14 protein-coding genes are annotated in these 14,681 nt (G+C 73.2%); 7 read left to right on the top strand and 7 right to left on the bottom strand.

The window, feature by feature from the left end:
• Nucleotides 1-169: 169 nt before the first annotated feature.
• A complete protein-coding gene (locus tag MT346_RS05490) occupies nucleotides 170-880 on the top strand; it encodes an SGNH/GDSL hydrolase family protein (protein ID WP_243561804.1) in 711 nt (236 codons plus the stop codon).
• Between the two features lie 36 nt (nucleotides 881-916).
• Here the strand turns inward: MT346_RS05490 and MT346_RS05485 are convergent, their stop codons facing one another.
• Nucleotides 917-1,825 carry an SDR family oxidoreductase gene (locus MT346_RS05485; RefSeq protein WP_243561803.1) on the bottom strand — a complete coding sequence of 303 codons (909 nt, stop codon included), beginning with the start codon at nucleotides 1,823-1,825 and terminating at the stop codon, nucleotides 917-919.
• A 99-nt stretch (nucleotides 1,826-1,924) separates the two neighbouring features.
• On the opposite strand from MT346_RS05485, the gene MT346_RS05480 reads away from it, so the two are divergent.
• The 3 genes from MT346_RS05480 (at nucleotide 1,925) to MT346_RS05470 (ending at nucleotide 4,616) form a co-directional block, all read left to right on the top strand.
• Nucleotides 1,925-3,034 (top strand): LLM class flavin-dependent oxidoreductase, encoded by a 1,110-nt coding sequence (locus tag MT346_RS05480; protein ID WP_243561802.1) that lies wholly within the window; start codon nucleotides 1,925-1,927, stop codon nucleotides 3,032-3,034.
• Nucleotides 3,035-3,194: 160 nt separating this feature from the next.
• Nucleotides 3,195-3,818, top strand: a complete 624-nt coding sequence (locus MT346_RS05475) for a hypothetical protein (protein ID WP_243561801.1) — start codon at nucleotides 3,195-3,197, stop codon at nucleotides 3,816-3,818.
• Between the two features lie 306 nt (nucleotides 3,819-4,124).
• A complete protein-coding gene (locus MT346_RS05470; RefSeq protein WP_243561800.1) occupies nucleotides 4,125-4,616 on the top strand; it encodes a pyridoxamine 5'-phosphate oxidase family protein in 492 nt (163 codons plus the stop codon).
• A gap of 83 nt (nucleotides 4,617-4,699) precedes the next feature.
• Here MT346_RS05470 and MT346_RS05465 read toward each other — a convergent pair whose 3' ends face one another.
• Entirely contained in the window at nucleotides 4,700-5,929 is a 1,230-nt protein-coding gene (locus tag MT346_RS05465) for a hypothetical protein (RefSeq protein ID WP_243561799.1), read from the bottom strand.
• A gap of 160 nt (nucleotides 5,930-6,089) precedes the next feature.
• Here MT346_RS05465 and MT346_RS05460 point away from each other — a divergent pair, with 160 nt between their 5' ends.
• Nucleotides 6,090-6,470: a RidA family protein gene (locus MT346_RS05460; protein WP_243561798.1), complete on the top strand. Its 381-nt coding sequence runs from the start codon at nucleotides 6,090-6,092 to the stop codon at nucleotides 6,468-6,470.
• A gap of 20 nt (nucleotides 6,471-6,490) precedes the next feature.
• On the opposite strand, the gene MT346_RS05455 is transcribed toward MT346_RS05460, so the two are convergent.
• From MT346_RS05455 to MT346_RS05435, 5 genes are read right to left on the bottom strand one after another with little or no spacing between them, the layout of a single operon-like run.
• On the bottom strand, nucleotides 6,491-8,077 hold the full coding sequence (locus MT346_RS05455; RefSeq protein ID WP_243561797.1) for an amidohydrolase family protein: 1,587 nt from the start codon (nucleotides 8,075-8,077) through the stop codon (nucleotides 6,491-6,493).
• The gene (locus MT346_RS05450) at nucleotides 8,074-8,727 is read right to left on the bottom strand and encodes a bifunctional 4-hydroxy-2-oxoglutarate aldolase/2-dehydro-3-deoxy-phosphogluconate aldolase (protein WP_243561796.1); all 654 of its coding nucleotides are present in this window, start codon (nucleotides 8,725-8,727) and stop codon (nucleotides 8,074-8,076) included. The genes MT346_RS05455 and MT346_RS05450 overlap by 4 nt, the downstream gene beginning before the upstream one ends.
• A gap of 23 nt (nucleotides 8,728-8,750) precedes the next feature.
• Nucleotides 8,751-9,716 carry a sugar kinase gene (locus MT346_RS05445; protein WP_243561795.1) on the bottom strand — a complete coding sequence of 322 codons (966 nt, stop codon included), beginning with the start codon at nucleotides 9,714-9,716 and terminating at the stop codon, nucleotides 8,751-8,753.
• Nucleotides 9,713-10,531, bottom strand: a complete 819-nt coding sequence (locus MT346_RS05440; protein WP_243561794.1) for an IclR family transcriptional regulator — start codon at nucleotides 10,529-10,531, stop codon at nucleotides 9,713-9,715. The genes MT346_RS05445 and MT346_RS05440 overlap by 4 nt, the downstream gene beginning before the upstream one ends.
• On the bottom strand, nucleotides 10,531-11,760 hold the full coding sequence (locus MT346_RS05435; RefSeq protein ID WP_243561793.1) for an alanine racemase: 1,230 nt from the start codon (nucleotides 11,758-11,760) through the stop codon (nucleotides 10,531-10,533). The genes MT346_RS05440 and MT346_RS05435 overlap by 1 nt, the downstream gene beginning before the upstream one ends.
• A 124-nt stretch (nucleotides 11,761-11,884) precedes the next feature.
• Between MT346_RS05435 and MT346_RS05430 the strand changes: the two genes are divergently transcribed.
• Both MT346_RS05430 and MT346_RS05425 read left to right on the top strand, forming a co-directional pair.
• Nucleotides 11,885-13,291, top strand: a complete 1,407-nt coding sequence (locus MT346_RS05430) for an MFS transporter (protein WP_243561792.1) — start codon at nucleotides 11,885-11,887, stop codon at nucleotides 13,289-13,291.
• 252 nt (nucleotides 13,292-13,543) lie between these two features.
• The gene (locus tag MT346_RS05425) at nucleotides 13,544-14,302 is read left to right on the top strand and encodes an endonuclease/exonuclease/phosphatase family protein (RefSeq protein WP_243561791.1); all 759 of its coding nucleotides are present in this window, start codon (nucleotides 13,544-13,546) and stop codon (nucleotides 14,300-14,302) included.
• The last annotated feature ends 379 nt before the right edge of the window (nucleotides 14,303-14,681 follow it).

The following is a 14,681-nucleotide window of genomic DNA, read 5'->3' as shown; positions in this document are numbered from 1 at the left end:
GCGAGCTCGCGCGACCCCGCACCGGCGCGAGCCCGCGCGGCGCCGCACCCGGCCGCGCCGGCGTGGCGGGGGCGCGCCGGGCCTCCCGTCCGGTGTCTGAGCGCACCGGAAGCGGACGGGGTACGCGCCCACCGCCTCGCCGCGGTCCACGGGCGTAGCGTCCCCGGCCGTGACCCCACCACCCCGTACCCTGCTCGCCGCCGTGCTGGCGGTCGCCGCGGCGCTCACGCTCGGCGCTTGTTCCGAGGACTCCTCGGTCGCCGCTGCACGGACTCTGGTGCCCACGGCGTCCGCGCGACCGTGGGACCACGCAGCGCACGTGCGGGTGGTCGTGGTGGGGGACTCGATCAGCGGTGGACACGGGCTCACCGATTCGCAGGCATGGCCCGCGCTGCTGGCCGACCAGCAGCACTGGGCGCTGACGAACCTGTCCTGCGACGGTGCCGGTGTCGCGGCCCTGGGTGACGACGACGACTGCGCCAGCGCCTACCCGACCCTGGTCAAGCGGGCGGTGGCGCTCCGGCCGCAGGTGGTGCTCGTGCAGGCGAGCTCGAACGACCTGGGCATGGACGACGCCGAGATCCGCAGCGCCACGAACCAGGTGGTGGCCGACGTGCACCGCCGGCTGCCCGGGGCGCGGCTGATCGGGCTCAGCGCGATCTGGAACCAGGACGCCCCGCCCGCGCAGCTCGCCGTCATCTCGAAGGCCCTGCGCAAGGCCATCCAGCACGAGGGTGGGCAGTACGTCGACATCGGCACGCCGCTGCGCGGTCACCCGAGCTGGATGCAGTCGGACGACGTGCACCCGACGGTCCAGGGGCAGCAGGCGATCGAGGCGTCGGTCGCCGCGGCGTTCACGCGCGACGACGTGCAGTTCTGACGGAGCGTCTGACCCGGCCGGCCGCCGGGGGCCGGCTCAGGCGGGTGGCTTCGTGCCGGTCAGGTCCTCGGCCACGGCCCACAGGCTGCGCGCCAGGTCCGTGCTGCGCGCCGATCCCGGGATCGACACCGTGGTCGTCGGCCCGGTGATGCCGAGCGGCCCCGACGGCCCGTAGTAGGCGCCACCGACGGCAGAGCGCCCGACCGCGGCGAACAGCAGCGGTTCGCTGCCCTGCTCGACGCCCTGCGTGAAGGGCCAGGCACGCTGACTCGATGCCACCGGCTTCGACCGGCCGAGTGAGCGTCCCGCCGACTGCAGGTTCGTGCGCGTGTAGCCCGGGTGCGCGGCGGTGGACACGAGCGGCCAGTCGAGCTCGACCGACAGGGTGTGCAGGTGCAGCGCGAGCAGCAGGTCGGCGAGCTTCGACTGGGCGTACGCGCGCCACGGGGAGTACCCCCGCGTCCACTGCAGGTCGTCGAAGCGGATCCGGCCGGGGATCGCAGCCAGGCTCGACATCGTCGCCACGCGCGGTGCCGCGGCCCGCAGCAGCGCCGGCATCAGCAGGTTCGTCAGCGCGAACGGACCGAGGTAGTTCGTGCCGAACTGCAGCTCGAAGCCGTCGACGGTCTCGAACCGCTTCGGCGGCGCCATCACGCCCGCGTTGTTCACCAGGACGTCGAGGGGGCGGTCGTCCGCGATGATGCCCGCCGCGAAGCGCCGCACGCTCGCCAGGTCGGCCAGGTCGAGCTCACGGACCTCGACGTCGGCGTGCGGGAACTGCCGGCGGATCGATGCGGCCGCCTCGTCGCCCTTCGCCGTCGTCCGCACCGCGATCACGACCGACGCGCCGGCCTCGGCGAGTCGGGTGGCGGTCTCGCGGCCGGTGCCGCTGTTCGATCCGGTCACGACGATGCGGCGTCCGGTCTGGTCGGGGAGCTTCGGCATGCCGGGCACGGTACACGCGGGCGCTGGGTCGACGCGGGCGCTGGACCTGCCGTCGCGATCGTGCTAAGTTCATGCAAACGCATTCACTTGGAGGACGCGATGAGCAACGCATTCGGTACCGGTCGCCCCTCGGACGTGCCGCCGCCCGCCCCGGACCGTGTCGGCCCCGTGCAGATGGGCCTGGACACGTTCGGCGACGTCACCGAACTCGCCGACGGCTCGATGCAGTCCGACGCCCAGAGCATCCGCGACGTCGTCGACCAGGCCGTCCTGGCCGACCAGGTGGGCATCGACTTCATCGGCGTCGGCGAGCACCACCGCGAGGACTTCGTGGTGAGCGCCCCCGAGGTCGTCCTCGCCGCCATCGCCGCCCGCACGGAGCGCATCCGCATCGGCAGCGCCGTCACGGTCCTGTCGAGCGACGACCCGGTCCGCGTGTACGAGCGCTTCGCGACCGTGGATGCCCTGTCGAACGGCCGCGCCGAGGTCATCCTGGGCCGTGGCTCGTTCACCGAGTCCTTCCCGCTGTTCGGCTACGAGCTCGGCGACTACGAGGTCCTGTTCGAGGAGAAGCTCCAGCTCTGGGCAGCCCTGCGCGGCGGCGACGCGGTCACGTGGAGCGGCACCAAGCGCGCGTCGCTGACCGACCAGGACGTCTTCCCGAAGCTCGAGCACGGCCCGATCCCGACGTGGGTCGGCGTCGGCGGTTCGCCCCAGTCGGTCATCCGCGCCGCGTCGTACGGCCTGCCCCTGTTCCTGGCCATCATCGGCGGGCAGCCGGCGCAGTTCGCCCCGTTCTCGCGCCTGTACCGCCAGGCCCTGACACAGCTCGAACTCCCGCAGCAGCCGATCGCGATGCACTCGCCCGGGTTCATCGCCGCCACGGACGAAGAAGCGGCCGAGCGCTACTGGCCGTACCACAAGGCCGTCACCGACCGCCTGGGTCGGGAGCGCGGCTGGCCGCCTCTGGACACCGCGCAGTACCAGGCCGGGCTGTCCGCCGGCGGGTCGCTGTACGTCGGCTCGCCCGAGACCGTCGCGCGCAAGATCGCCCGCAACATGCGCATCCTCGGGGTCACCCGGTTCGACATGCGCTACGCCACGGGGCGCCTGCCGCACGCCGACATGATGCGCTCTATCGAGCTGTACGGCACGGCCGTCGCACCGCGCGTGCGCGAGCTGCTCGCCGAGCCCGTCCCCGTCCCGTAGCGCGCTTCTGCGCGCGTTCGAGGGAGCACCTGTCGTCGGGTCGACGCGACCCACACGACGGTTCCTGCTCCCTCGATGGCCGTCAGCCGACCTGACGGACGGGAGGCGCGCCTCCAGTCCGTCACGGAAGCTCTCGGGGGTGCCGGGTACCGTCCACGGCATGCCGTCGCGTCCTGCAGTCACCGAACGTCGTTTCCGTGGTCGGATCATGGGCGTCGGGACGACGTCCGGCGTCCGCCTGGTGATCGGGATGTGGGACCGCTCCCCGTTCGGTGCGTTCACGGACGTCTTCGTGGAGCTGCCCGATGGGTCGAGCGTGCTGCTGGCCCCGGACGAGATCGTCGCCGCCTACGTGTCCGGCACGTACCGCTTCGACGCCGTCGACGTCGTCCCCGTGCACGCACGCCGGACCACAGCCGGGCTGGAGCTCGACGCCGGACAGCTGCACGCCTCGATCGACGTCGGCACGATCTCGCCGCTCGGCCGCGTGCTCCGGGTCGTGCCGAAGCCCATCGCCCGCGACCCGCGCTGGCTGCGGGCGATCGACCCGATCGCGCGGCTCGTCGCACCCGGTGCCGGCACCGCGGGGTCGGCCGGCAACGGTCGACGCGAGTACTACGGCGTGACCGGGGCGCACGACGTCACCGGCGTGCGGGGGACCTGGGCGGGGGAGCCGCTCGGGACGCTGGCGCCGCTCGACCCGCCGGTGCGCTTCGGGTTCGCGTCGATGCCGCGCATCCCGCAGGTCGTCGACGTCGAGACGACCATCCTCGAGCCAGCCTGACGCGGCGCGGCGGCGGCCCGCCCCGGCGCCCTGCGTCGCCGAGTCTCGGCTCCTCGGACAGTCTGCGCCGTCCACTCGCCGCGATCTGTCCGCTGGGCCGAGTCTCGGCGCCGCCGGGTCGGCCTGGCTGGGCCGAGTCTCGGCGGCGCCCGACGCAGCTGGCACGGCTGGCCCGGCCTGGGCCCGAGCATGCACGGACCACGTGCCGGACGCGTCCAGACTGCGGGGGCAGACTGGACCGAACGGTACGGCCCCGCAGGGCCCGGCACGTCCGGCGACACGGGGCGCACGATGCGAAGGAGCACCATGACCGACAACCAGACCGACCAGCGGGCCGCCATCTCGGACATCGTCCACGGAGCCCGGACGGCTCTCCTGACCACCGTCAGCGAGGACGGCAGCCTGCACGCCCGCCCGCTCGCGGTGCAGGACAAGACCTTCGACGGCACCCTGCGCTTCCTGGTGCAGGACGGCAGCGAGAAGGTCGACGACATCGCCAGGAACCCGCACGTGAACGTCGCGATCGAGTCCCAGGGCGGCTACCTGTCCATCGCCGGCACCGCCACGGTCAGCAAGGACGACTCGGTCATCGACGACCTGTGGTCCCCGTTCGCCGAGGCCTGGTTCCCGGACGGCCGCGAGGACCCGAGCATCCGACTGCTCACGGTCGAGGGGGACTCGGTCGAGTACTGGACCCAGGACACCGGCCCGGTCGGCAGCCTCGTGCAGACGATGAAGGCCGCGCTCGGCAAGCAGGACCGGCCCGACGTCGGGTCGCACGGCACGATCGAGCTCTGACCGCGGCGCTGCTCGGTCCGTTCCGGCGGACCGAGCAGTGGCGCTCGGGTCCTCCGGCGGGCCGAGCAGTGGCGCTCGGGGGCCTACGGCGGGCCGAGCAGCCACAGCACCGCGATCAACACGGGCTGTCCGGCAAGGGCGCAGGTGACCAGGGTCCACCGCATCCACGGCCGGGCGACCAACTCGGGGGACCCGAACAGCGGCGCGAGCGGCATGAGCAGTCGGGGCGTCGACGCCATCGGGAGCGACACCGCGAAGACGTACAGCGCGTACGCGCCGGCGAACACGACGGTGGTGAGCCCGAGCTTCCGGGTCGACCGACGGGCGAGCCACACCGGGTAGGCGATCAGGAGTCCGATGACGACGACCACCCCGATGGTGCCCGTCCAGGTCGCGGCGGTCAGGAACCACGGCGTCAACGGCACGAAGTCCACGCGGCCGATGAACGCCACCCACCACGACATCTCGGTCGCCAGGTAGGCGTCGGGGCGGCCGGTGACGTGCGACGCGATGAGCGGCCACGCCACACCGGCGAGCACCATCACGACGCCCGCGGCGACGACCTGCGCCTGTTCCCGCAGCGGGAAGTCGTCGAGCACCCGTCCCTGGCTGCGTCGCGCCCGGATCCACCGCACCAGTGCGACCACACCGAGCGTCAGCGGGATCGCGAGCGCACCCGGCCGGGTGAACGCGGCCACCACGCCGAGCACGGTGAGCAGCCCGTACCGCCGGTGTTCGAGCGCCAGCAGCGCGCCGAAGGTGAGCGCCAGGAACAGGCTCTCCGCGTAGCCGACCTGCAGCAGGAACGACAGCGGACCACACGTGAAGAAGAACACCGCCCACAACGCCGCCGCGTCCCCGGCACGGTCGCGCACCAGGCGGTGCAGCAGGAACGCGGCGATCAGGCCGGCGGCGAGAGCGATGAGCGGCGCGGCGACCTCGAAGGTCATGCCCGTCCACACCGTCACGAACCGGATCAGGAAGGGGAACGTCGGCAGGAACGCCCAGGCGTTCTGTGCGACGTGGCCGGTGGCGTCGAGCGGCAGCGTCGAAGGGTACCCGTGCAACGAGATCTGCTCGTAGTACTGGCCGTCCCAGGCGGTCAGGAACCGCAGGAAGCCGTGGTCGTTGCCCCAGATCGCGTTGTCCGGCATGGCCCGCCCGGCCAGCGGGTAGACGATGGCCAACCAGGACGTCGACACCAGGCGTCCGCCGAACCAGACGAGCACCACGGTGGCCCACACGGGCAGACTCGTGACGACGTCGAGGACACGGCGACGGCCGGAGGCGATCGACGACGGGGCGGACGGCACTCCCCGACGATAGCGGCCCGTTCCTGGGGGGCCCGCGCAACGCGCACTGGAGGCCCGACCCGCGTTGTGCAGGCCGGAACCCGCCACCACGTGGCCGGCTGGGTCCGACGCGGTCGCCCTAGCCTGGAGCTCCCGTCCGCCACCTCGCAAGGAGTCCCACGTGCCGAAGACCGCCATCGTGACCGACAACGCCCCGAAGCCCGCCGGCCCCTACAGCCAGGGCATCGTCGCCGGCGGGTTCCTGTACACCGCCGGCTTCGGCCCGCAGGACCCGGCAACCGGCGCGATCGCCGACGACGTCGCGGGGCAGACCGCCCAGGTGCTGGCGAACATCAGCGCGGTGCTCGCCGAGCACGGTGCGACGCTGGACGACGTCGTGAAGTCGACCGTGCACCTGGAGCACTCCGACCGTGACTTCGCAGCGTTCAACGCGGAGTACGCGAAGCACTTCTCCGAGCCGTACCCGGTCCGCACCACCGTGCAGTCGCACCTGGCGTCGATCCTGGTCGAGATCGACGTCGTCGCGCTGCTGCCGGGCTGAGCGAGCGCGCGTGCCCCCGGTCACCGTTCTCTGCGGAGTCCGCGGCCGGGGGTCGCGTGCGTCAGGGCGCCGTCGGCCAGCACGGGCACCCCGGCGACCAGGACGTCGTCGATGCCCTCGGCCAGGCGCATCGGGTGCGCGTAGGTCGAGCGTGCAGCCACCCGGGCGGGATCGACCACGACCAGGTCGGCGACCGCTCCGGGCACCACGACGCCACGGGCACCCAGGCGGTGGCGCTCGACGGCCGTCGCGGACAGGTGCTGCGTCGTCTCGGGCCAGCTCAGCCGACCGGGCAGCGTGTACTCCTGCAGGGTGCGCGCGAACGTGCCGTACGCCCGTGGGTGCGGGTGCGTCCCGACGAAGATGCCGTCTGAGCCGGCCATGTGCCCGGGCAGACGGAACAGCGGCGTCAGCTCGTCGGCCGTCCTGGGCCGGGGAACCCGCATCACGGCGGTGACCTGCAGTGCCGAATCGACCAGCACGTCGAGCGCCAGGTCGAGCGGGTCGCTGCCGGTCAGCTCGGCGGCCTCGGCGAGGGTCCGGCCCTGCAGTGCGTGGAACTCGGGCGCCGGCACGTGCGACAGCATGACCTGGTCGGCCCACCCGGTGCCCAGGTCGGCGCGGGCGAGCACCCGGTCGAGCACCCGTCCTCGAACGTGGGCCCGGCCAGCGGGGTCGGAGACCGCCCGCGCCAGGTCGGGTGTCCCCGGTCGGGCGAGCTCGGCGGGCAGCAGCAGCATCGACAGGATCGTGCACCCGCGCGAGTACGGGTACGCATCGAACGTCATCGGTGCGCCGGACCGTGCCAGCGCGTCGAGTGCTCCCACTGCCAGGTCCACCGGTGCGTGCAGGTGGGACACGTGCGCCCGGACGCCGGTCGCCCGGACGATCTCGGCGATCTCGTCGAGCCCGGCGCGGGCGTTGCCCTCGTAGCCGCCGCGCATGTGCGACACGTACAGCGCATCGGCGTCCGCGACCTCGACACACAGCGCGATCAGCTCCGCGGTGTCGGCGTACAGGCCCGGCACGTAGTCGAGCCCGGTCGCCAGCCCGACCGCGCCGGCGTCGAGCCCGTCCCGCACCATCGTCCGCATGGCCCGGCGTTCGTGGGGTGCGGCGGGCCCGGGCTCGTCGCCGCGCACCGCGTGGCGGACGGTGCCGGCGGGCACGAGCACGGCGACGTTCAGCGGCGTCGTGTCGTCGTACGTGGCGAGCAGCCCGCCGATGCCGGTACCGTCGTGGCGCGGGTGCGGTCCGTCGATCGCGGCGAAGTACGTGTCCGCGTACGCGCCACCCCCGGGTGCGGGACCGACGCCGTCCTGCCCCGTGATGATCGTCGTGACACCCTGCCGCAGCAGTGCGAGCTGGACCCGGGGCTCGAACACCAGCGACCCGGCGTGGGAGTGCGCGTCGACGAACCCCGGCAGCACCAGGCGCTCGCCGCAGTCGATCACGACGGCGTCCGCGGGGACGGCGAGACCGGGGCCGACGTCACTGATGCGGTCGCCCTCGACGAGCACGTCCGCGCGCACCACGTCGTCCGCACCGACCACCGATCCGCCGCGCAGCAGGACCGGGCGGCGGGGGTCCGGGGCGTCGTCGGTCATCGGCGCATCGCCGCCACGAGCCGCTCGGCACGGGTCCGCAGGGCGTCGAGGTCACCCGAGGTCAGCGCGTCGCCGACGAGGGGGGAGCCGAGTCCGACGGCGACGGCGCCGGCGTCCAGGTAGTCGCACGCGTCGTCGATCCCGATGCCCCCGGTCGGGATGACGTCGACGAAGTCGAGCGGGGCGAGCACCTGGCGAAGGAACGCGGGGCCGCCGAGCTGCGCGGCTGGGAACACCTTGACGGCCCGGGCGCCGAGCTGCCAGGCGCGCACGATCTCGGTCGGGGTGGCCGCACCCGGGTACCACCCCAGGCCGCGCTCGTGGGCGCGCTCCCCGATGGCGGCGTCGGTGTGCGGACTCACCGCGAACGACGCACCGAGCGCGGTGGCCTCGTCGAGCTGTCGGGGGTCGAGCACCGTCCCGACGCCGACCGTCGCGGCGCTGCCGTGGCGTTCGACGGCCGACGCGATGCCCTCGCGCCACCCGGGGGTGTTCGTGGTGATCTCGATCGCCCGGACGCCGGCCTCGACCAGGGTGCGGACGACGTCGTCGACGTGCTCGCCGTTCCCGCCCCGCAGGATCGCGATGGCGGGACCGGCCTGGTGCCGGTGCCGGGCCGGGGCTGCGTCGGTTCGGGTGGTGTCGGTCATGGTGTCGTTCCTTCGCGGTGGGGTCAGCGGTCGACGCGGTCGTGCACGGCGTGGTCGATGCCGGTCGTGTCGACCAGGCCGAGGGCGGTGGGGTCGGGCCGGCGCCAGTCGCCGTCGACGGTGCACGCGAGGGCCCCGGCGTCCGCGGCCCGGTCGAGCGCATCCGCGGGGACGGCACCCGCCAGGTCCGCGGCGAGCCACGCGGCGACGAACGCGTCACCGGCACCGACGGGGTCGACCACGGTGACCGGACTGGCACGACGGCGGTGCAGGACGCCGTCGATCGAGGCCACGGCGCCGCGGGACCCGAGCTTCACGACCGCCCGGCCGTTCGCCAGTGCTGCGAGTCCGTGGGCGAGCGACTCCTCGTCGCCCGGGCGTTCATCGTGCCCCAGGACCAGGCGGGCCTCGTCGTCCCCGGCGAACACGACCCGGGCCTGCGCGGCGACCGCCCGGTACCACCCGCGGCCGGTGGCGTCCTCGACGAGCTTCGGCCGGTGGTTCACGTCGAACGACACGGGCACGCCGGCGTCGGCGGCGCGGACGATCGCCGCGTGCACGGTCTCGCGGGCGGTGTCGGACAGGGCGAGCGTGATCCCGGAGACGTGCAGCAGCCGGGCGTGCTCGACCAACCCCGAGGGCAGGTCACCCGGGTGGAGGGCCGACGCCGCCGAGCCCCGGCGGTGGTAGGTCACGCGGGTGCGCCCGTCCGGCAGGCGTTCCTTGAGCATGATGCCCGTCGACCGTGCGGCGTCGCGGACCGGGACGACGTCGACGCCCTCGGCAGCGACGTCCGTCAGCACCCGGTCACCAGCGGGGTCGGTGCCGACCCGGCCGACCCAGGTCACGGCGACCCCGGCGCGGGCCAGGCCGATCGCGACGTTGCTCTCCGAGCCGCCGGTGTCGACCGCCACGGTGTCCAGGTCGGCCAGCGCACCGCGGCCGGACAGCAGCAGCATGGTCTCGCCGAACGTCAGGACGCCGGTCACCGTGCGCTCCGGGCGAGGGCGAGCTGGGCCGACGACGAACCCAGCGCGACCGAGATCTCGAGCGCGGTGCGGACGACCCCGCTGCCGAGCGACCGGACGGCCGACGCCGGGAAGCGTACGGCCAGGCCCGAGATGCTCATCGCGCCGACGACCTGGTTGTCGTGCCCGAGCACCGGGGCGGCGACGCAGCGGATGTCGGGCTCGTTCTCGCGGTCGTCGATCCCGAAGCCGCGGTCGCGTGTGCGGGCGACCTCGCTCCGCCAGCGGTCGTCGTCCGTGATGGTGTGCTCGGTCGTCGCCGGGACGGGGTGCTCCACGACCCGGTCGAGCAGCTCCGGCGGCCCGAACGCCACGATGGCCTTGCCCGACGCGGTGTTGCGCATCGGCAGGCGGTTGCCGATCCGTGACGCCATCCGGACGGTCCCGCGCGTCTCGACCTTGTCGACGTAGACGATGTCGGTGCCGTCGGGGACGACCAGGTGGCAGGTCAGCCCGGTCTGCTCGGCGGTCCGGCGGAGGAACGGCGCGGCAGCGGTCCGCAGGTCGATGCCCTCGAGGTAGCTCTGCCCGAGCAGCAGCGACCCGAGCCCCAGCGTGAACCCCGCGTCGGGCGTCCGGCGCAGCAGGTCGTTCTCGAGCATCGGCGCGGTCAGGCGCAGGACCGTCGACTTCGACGTGCCGAGCGCGGTGCTCAGCGTCGTCAGGCTGACCGACGGTTCGCCGCTCCGGGTGCGGTCGGCGACCAGGTCGAGGATCCGCAGCCCCCGGCGGAGCGACAGCGCGGCGTTCCGGGCCGGCAGCCCGGTGGTGTCCATCAGAACCACGTCGCGATCGTCTCGACCACGACGTCGTCGTCGTCCAGCACGTGCACCTGCCGCCACTTGTCGAACACCGTGCACGGGTGCGAGATGCCGAACACGACGACGTCACCCGGCGTCAGGGTCGCCCCGTCGGCCAGCGCGAGGTAGCAGTGCTGGTCGTCCAGGCGGGTGACGGTGACCGCCCCGGGTGCCGGAGCGGTCGGCGTGACGGGCTCCGCGCCTCCAGACCGGGCCGACGGGTCGGCTGCGACGCGCCGGACCTGGCGGACCACCGGCAGCCCCTCGTCGAAGGAGATGTCCCGCTTGCCGACGGCCACGAGCGCCAGCCCGGGTTCCGGGCACGACGTGACGCGCCCCCAGACCTCGATCGCGGCGACCAGGGCGCCCTCGGTCGGGTGCCGCCGGAACGGCGTGCGCGCCGCGTAGAAGCCGTCGTCGTGGGTCAGGGACGCGCCGGAGCGGAGCAGGACGTCCAGGTCGTCGGGTCGGTTCGCGACGGCGTCGGTCACGGCGTCGAACCAGGCGCTGCCGCCCATGCTCAGCAGCGCGCGCTCGCCAGCGACGAGGGGTCGGACGGCCGCGGCGACGTCGAGGACCCCGGACACGTACGCGCGGGCGGCGTCGACGCCGGGCAGGCCGCCCTCGTACCCGGACACCCCGCGCAGCACCAGCCCGGCATCGGATGCGGCTCGGGCCACCGCCAGCGCGTCGGAGGCCGACCGCACGCCCGTCCGGCCACCGGCGAAGCCGACCTCGACGAGCACGTGGACCCGGCCCGCCACGGCGGTGCCGGCTGCGGCAGCCGCTGCGACGCCGTCGTGCGAGTCGACGTAGCAGAGCACGTCCGAGTCAGGATCGACGCTGCGGCGGGACGCGAGCCAGGCCAGGCCGGCGGGGTCGAGGACCTCGTTCGCCACCAGCACGTGCCGCAGCCCGTGCTCCCAGGCGACCATGGCCTGCTGCACCGAAGCCACCGTGACGCCCCATGCCCCCGCGTCCACCTGTCGCCGGGCGAGCGCGGGGGCCATGTGCGTCTTCATGTGCGGTGCGAACCGGAAGCCGTGCCGCTCGACGTAGGCCTGCATCACTGCGACGTTGGTCCGGAGCGCGGCGTCGCGGAGGGTCATCACCGGCAACAGTGCATCGTGCAGCACGTGGTGCGGGAGCGGGCTCGCCGGGTCCCAGGCGCCCTTCGCCGTCACGGTGGCGGGGGTGGTCGACATCGATCCTCCTTCGTCGCCTCCACGGTCGTGCACGGGCACCCGCGGGGACAACAGCCTCGGCCTCAGCGTTCCACGCTGCAGAACCGCACGTCCAGCGAGCGGGTCCGGCCTACGCTGAGACGCGATGACGACGACGACACCAGCCAGACGACGGACGGGCAGCGCTGCGGTCGCCGTGCTCGTGGCCGGCACCTACTTCATGGAGCTGCTGGACGGGACGATCCTGGCGACGGCAGCGCCCGCGATGGGCCGTGACCTGGGCGTCGACTCCGCCGCCATCGGCATCGCGATCACCGCCTACCTGGTCACCCTCGCCGTGTTGATCCCCGTCAGCGGGTGGTTGACCGACCGCATCGGTTCGCGCACGGTGTTCGTCGGCGCGATCGCCCTGTTCACGATCGCGTCCGGACTCTGCGCCGCGTCGACCGGGCTCGTCGACCTGACGATCTGGCGCATCGTGCAGGGCATCGGCGGTGCGCTCATGGTGCCCGTCGGCCGGCTCGTCGTGCTCCGGAGTGCCGGACGCGAGCAGCTCGTCACCGCGATCGCGATCCTGACCTGGCCGGCACTGGCGGCACCGATCATCGCGCCGTTCATCGGCGGGCTGCTCGTCGACACCCTGACCTGGCACTGGATCTTCCTGGTGAACATCCCGCTCGGCGTCATCGCGCTCGTCGCGGCGATCGTCCTGGTTCCCCAGGAGCGGGTCGCCCAGCGGATCCCGTTCGACTGGCTCGGATCGCTGCTGGCGTGCTTCGGACTCGGCGCGCTGGTCGTGATGGCGTCGCTGCTGTCGCTCGACGTCGTCCCCGTCGTGCCGGCGGTGCTGGCCGGTGTCGTGGGCGCGGTCTGCACCTGGCTGGCGATCCGGCACTTCCGCCGGGCACCGCACCCGATCATGGGCCTGGACGCGTTCCGGCTCGAGACGTTCCGGGTGTCGCACGCGGGCGGCAGCCTGTTCCGCCTGGCCGTCTCGGCGGTGCCGTTCGTCCTGCCGCTGCTGTTCCAGGACGCGTGGGGGTGGACGGCGCTCGAGGCCGGTTCCGCCGTGCTCTGGGTCTTCGTCGGCAACCTCGGCATCAAGCCCGCGACCACGCCGCTGCTGCGCTGGTTCGGGTACCGGCCGGTCATCATCGTGTCCTCGGCCGTCGCCGCGCTGAGCGTCGTCGGGATGGCGTTCCTGGCGCCGACGACCCCGTTCTGGCTGCTCGCGGTGCTGCTCGTCGTGAGCGGAGCCGCACGGTCGGTCGGCTTCACCGCGTACAACACCATCGCGTTCGCCGACGTCGAGCAGGCGGACATGACCCCGGCCAACACGCTGTCGTCGACCCTGCAGCAGACGGCGGCCGGTTTCGGTGTCGCGGTCGCCGCGGTGGTCATCCGCGCCGCGGCCGGGCTCGGCGGGTCCGGTCCGTACGTCGTGGCGTTCTGGGTGATCGCCGTGCTGCTCGTGGTCGCGTGTCTGGAGGGCGTGCTGATGAGCCGGACCGCCGGCGAGACGGTACGACCGGCGCGGCGGGTCCGGGCCTGACACGTGCGGGTCTGAGCCGCCCGGGCCCGACATGTCCGGGCCCGACCCGTCCTGCCGCACGCGCGTCGGCCGTGCACGTCGCGCGCGGCGTCCGTGCGCTTCCCGGCCCACCGCACGCGCCGTTCGTGCCCACGTCACGCGCCGGAAACCCGCCAGACGCTACAGTCTCAGCAACCGCTTGCGGACGACGAGTAGCGTTCACGCGGCAGAGCGAGCAGGTGGACAGGGACCCGGCTCCGGAAGGAAGGCAGCATGACCGTGCCAGACCAGCAGGGAACCGTCCAGGACGACACCGACGTCCAGGCCCGGACGATCCGCGTCGTCAGTTACAACCTGCGCGAGCACACCGCCAACAGCGAGCTCGCTGCCCTGGCCGAGGCCTCCGACGCCGACGTCCTGTGCGTGCAGGAGTGCGACAGCAACGACCTGGCGACCTCGGTCGGCGGGCTGACCCTGGCCGCATCGACCAAGGCGAACCGCCTGGGCCTGGCGATCTACAAGCGCGACGACCGGTTCCAGGTCAAGGACTTCAGCATCCACTCGCTGCAGAAGTCCCTGCACGACCGGGTCCTGGCACCCGCGCACGAACGGCTCATCGCGATGCACCTGCACGACGAGCACGCCGGCACCGACGTCATCGTCGCCTCGTTCCACGCCTCGCCGTTGACCGCGACGAACTCCCTGCGCCGCAAGCAGATCGAGGCCGCGCACCAGTTCGTCCGCGACCTGTCCAGCGAGGCCCCGGCGATCATGGTCGGCGACTTCAACTACCCCTGGTTCCAGACGAACCTGCGGCGGAAGATCGAGTCGCACGGCTTCGCGCTGTCGCTGTCCGACCAGCCGACCTACCTGCGCTACCGCAAGTTCACGGGCCACTTCGACTTCGCCACGAGCGTCGGGCTGCACATCGCCGGTGTCGAGACCCTGCCCGCGGGCATCTCCGACCACCGGCCGATCCTGGTGCGCGCGCACTACGAGGAGCCCGCGGCCGCAGCCGACACCGCCGCCTGACGCGGGCCGTTCGGGTCGGGCACTTCCGTGGGCATCGCGCCCGACGCGGTGCGACCAGTCGTCTGATCGCGCCCAGACCAGCGGCTCCAGTGGTCACGACACCCCGTCGGTTCAACGCCGACCGGTCACGTTCCGTCGTTCTGGCCGGGTGGCAGCGACGGTTCGTGACCGCTCGGCGGACGTGAGCGGGGTGTTGCGACCGGTCGGGGGTGGCGGGCGAAGCGTCCCGACCGGTCACGACACCACGTCGGTGCGACGCCGACCGGTCACGTTCTGTCGTCCGGACGCGACGGGAGCGACGGTTCGTGACCGCTCGGCGGACGTGAGCGGGGTGTTGCGACCAGTCGGCAGGCGGGACCGCGAGAACGCGGGAACCCGG

The sequence above is a fragment of the Curtobacterium sp. VKM Ac-2922 genome (assembly GCF_022815645.1).
Classification (GTDB): domain Bacteria; phylum Actinomycetota; class Actinomycetes; order Actinomycetales; family Microbacteriaceae; genus Curtobacterium.
This window is presented reverse-complemented; position numbering and strand designations above follow the sequence as displayed.

Coding starts and splice junctions, on each gene's coding strand:
- MT346_RS05475 (WP_243561801.1), top strand. CDS start 3,195: ATGCCGTCGCGTCCTGCAGTCACCGAACGTCGTTTCCGTGGTCGGATC.
- MT346_RS05425 (WP_243561791.1), top strand. CDS start 13,544: ATGACCGTGCCAGACCAGCAGGGAACCGTCCAGGACGACACCGACGTC.
- MT346_RS05440 (WP_243561794.1), bottom strand. CDS start 10,531: ATGGACACCACCGGGCTGCCGGCCCGGAACGCCGCGCTGTCGCTCCGC.
- MT346_RS05430 (WP_243561792.1), top strand. CDS start 11,885: ATGACGACGACGACACCAGCCAGACGACGGACGGGCAGCGCTGCGGTC.
- MT346_RS05485 (WP_243561803.1), bottom strand. CDS start 1,825: ATGCCGAAGCTCCCCGACCAGACCGGACGCCGCATCGTCGTGACCGGA.
- MT346_RS05470 (WP_243561800.1), top strand. CDS start 4,125: ATGACCGACAACCAGACCGACCAGCGGGCCGCCATCTCGGACATCGTC.
- MT346_RS05435 (WP_243561793.1), bottom strand. CDS start 11,760: ATGTCGACCACCCCCGCCACCGTGACGGCGAAGGGCGCCTGGGACCCG.
- MT346_RS05455 (WP_243561797.1), bottom strand. CDS start 8,077: ATGACCGACGACGCCCCGGACCCCCGCCGCCCGGTCCTGCTGCGCGGC.
- MT346_RS05450 (WP_243561796.1), bottom strand. CDS start 8,727: ATGACCGACACCACCCGAACCGACGCAGCCCCGGCCCGGCACCGGCAC.
- MT346_RS05480 (WP_243561802.1), top strand. CDS start 1,925: ATGAGCAACGCATTCGGTACCGGTCGCCCCTCGGACGTGCCGCCGCCC.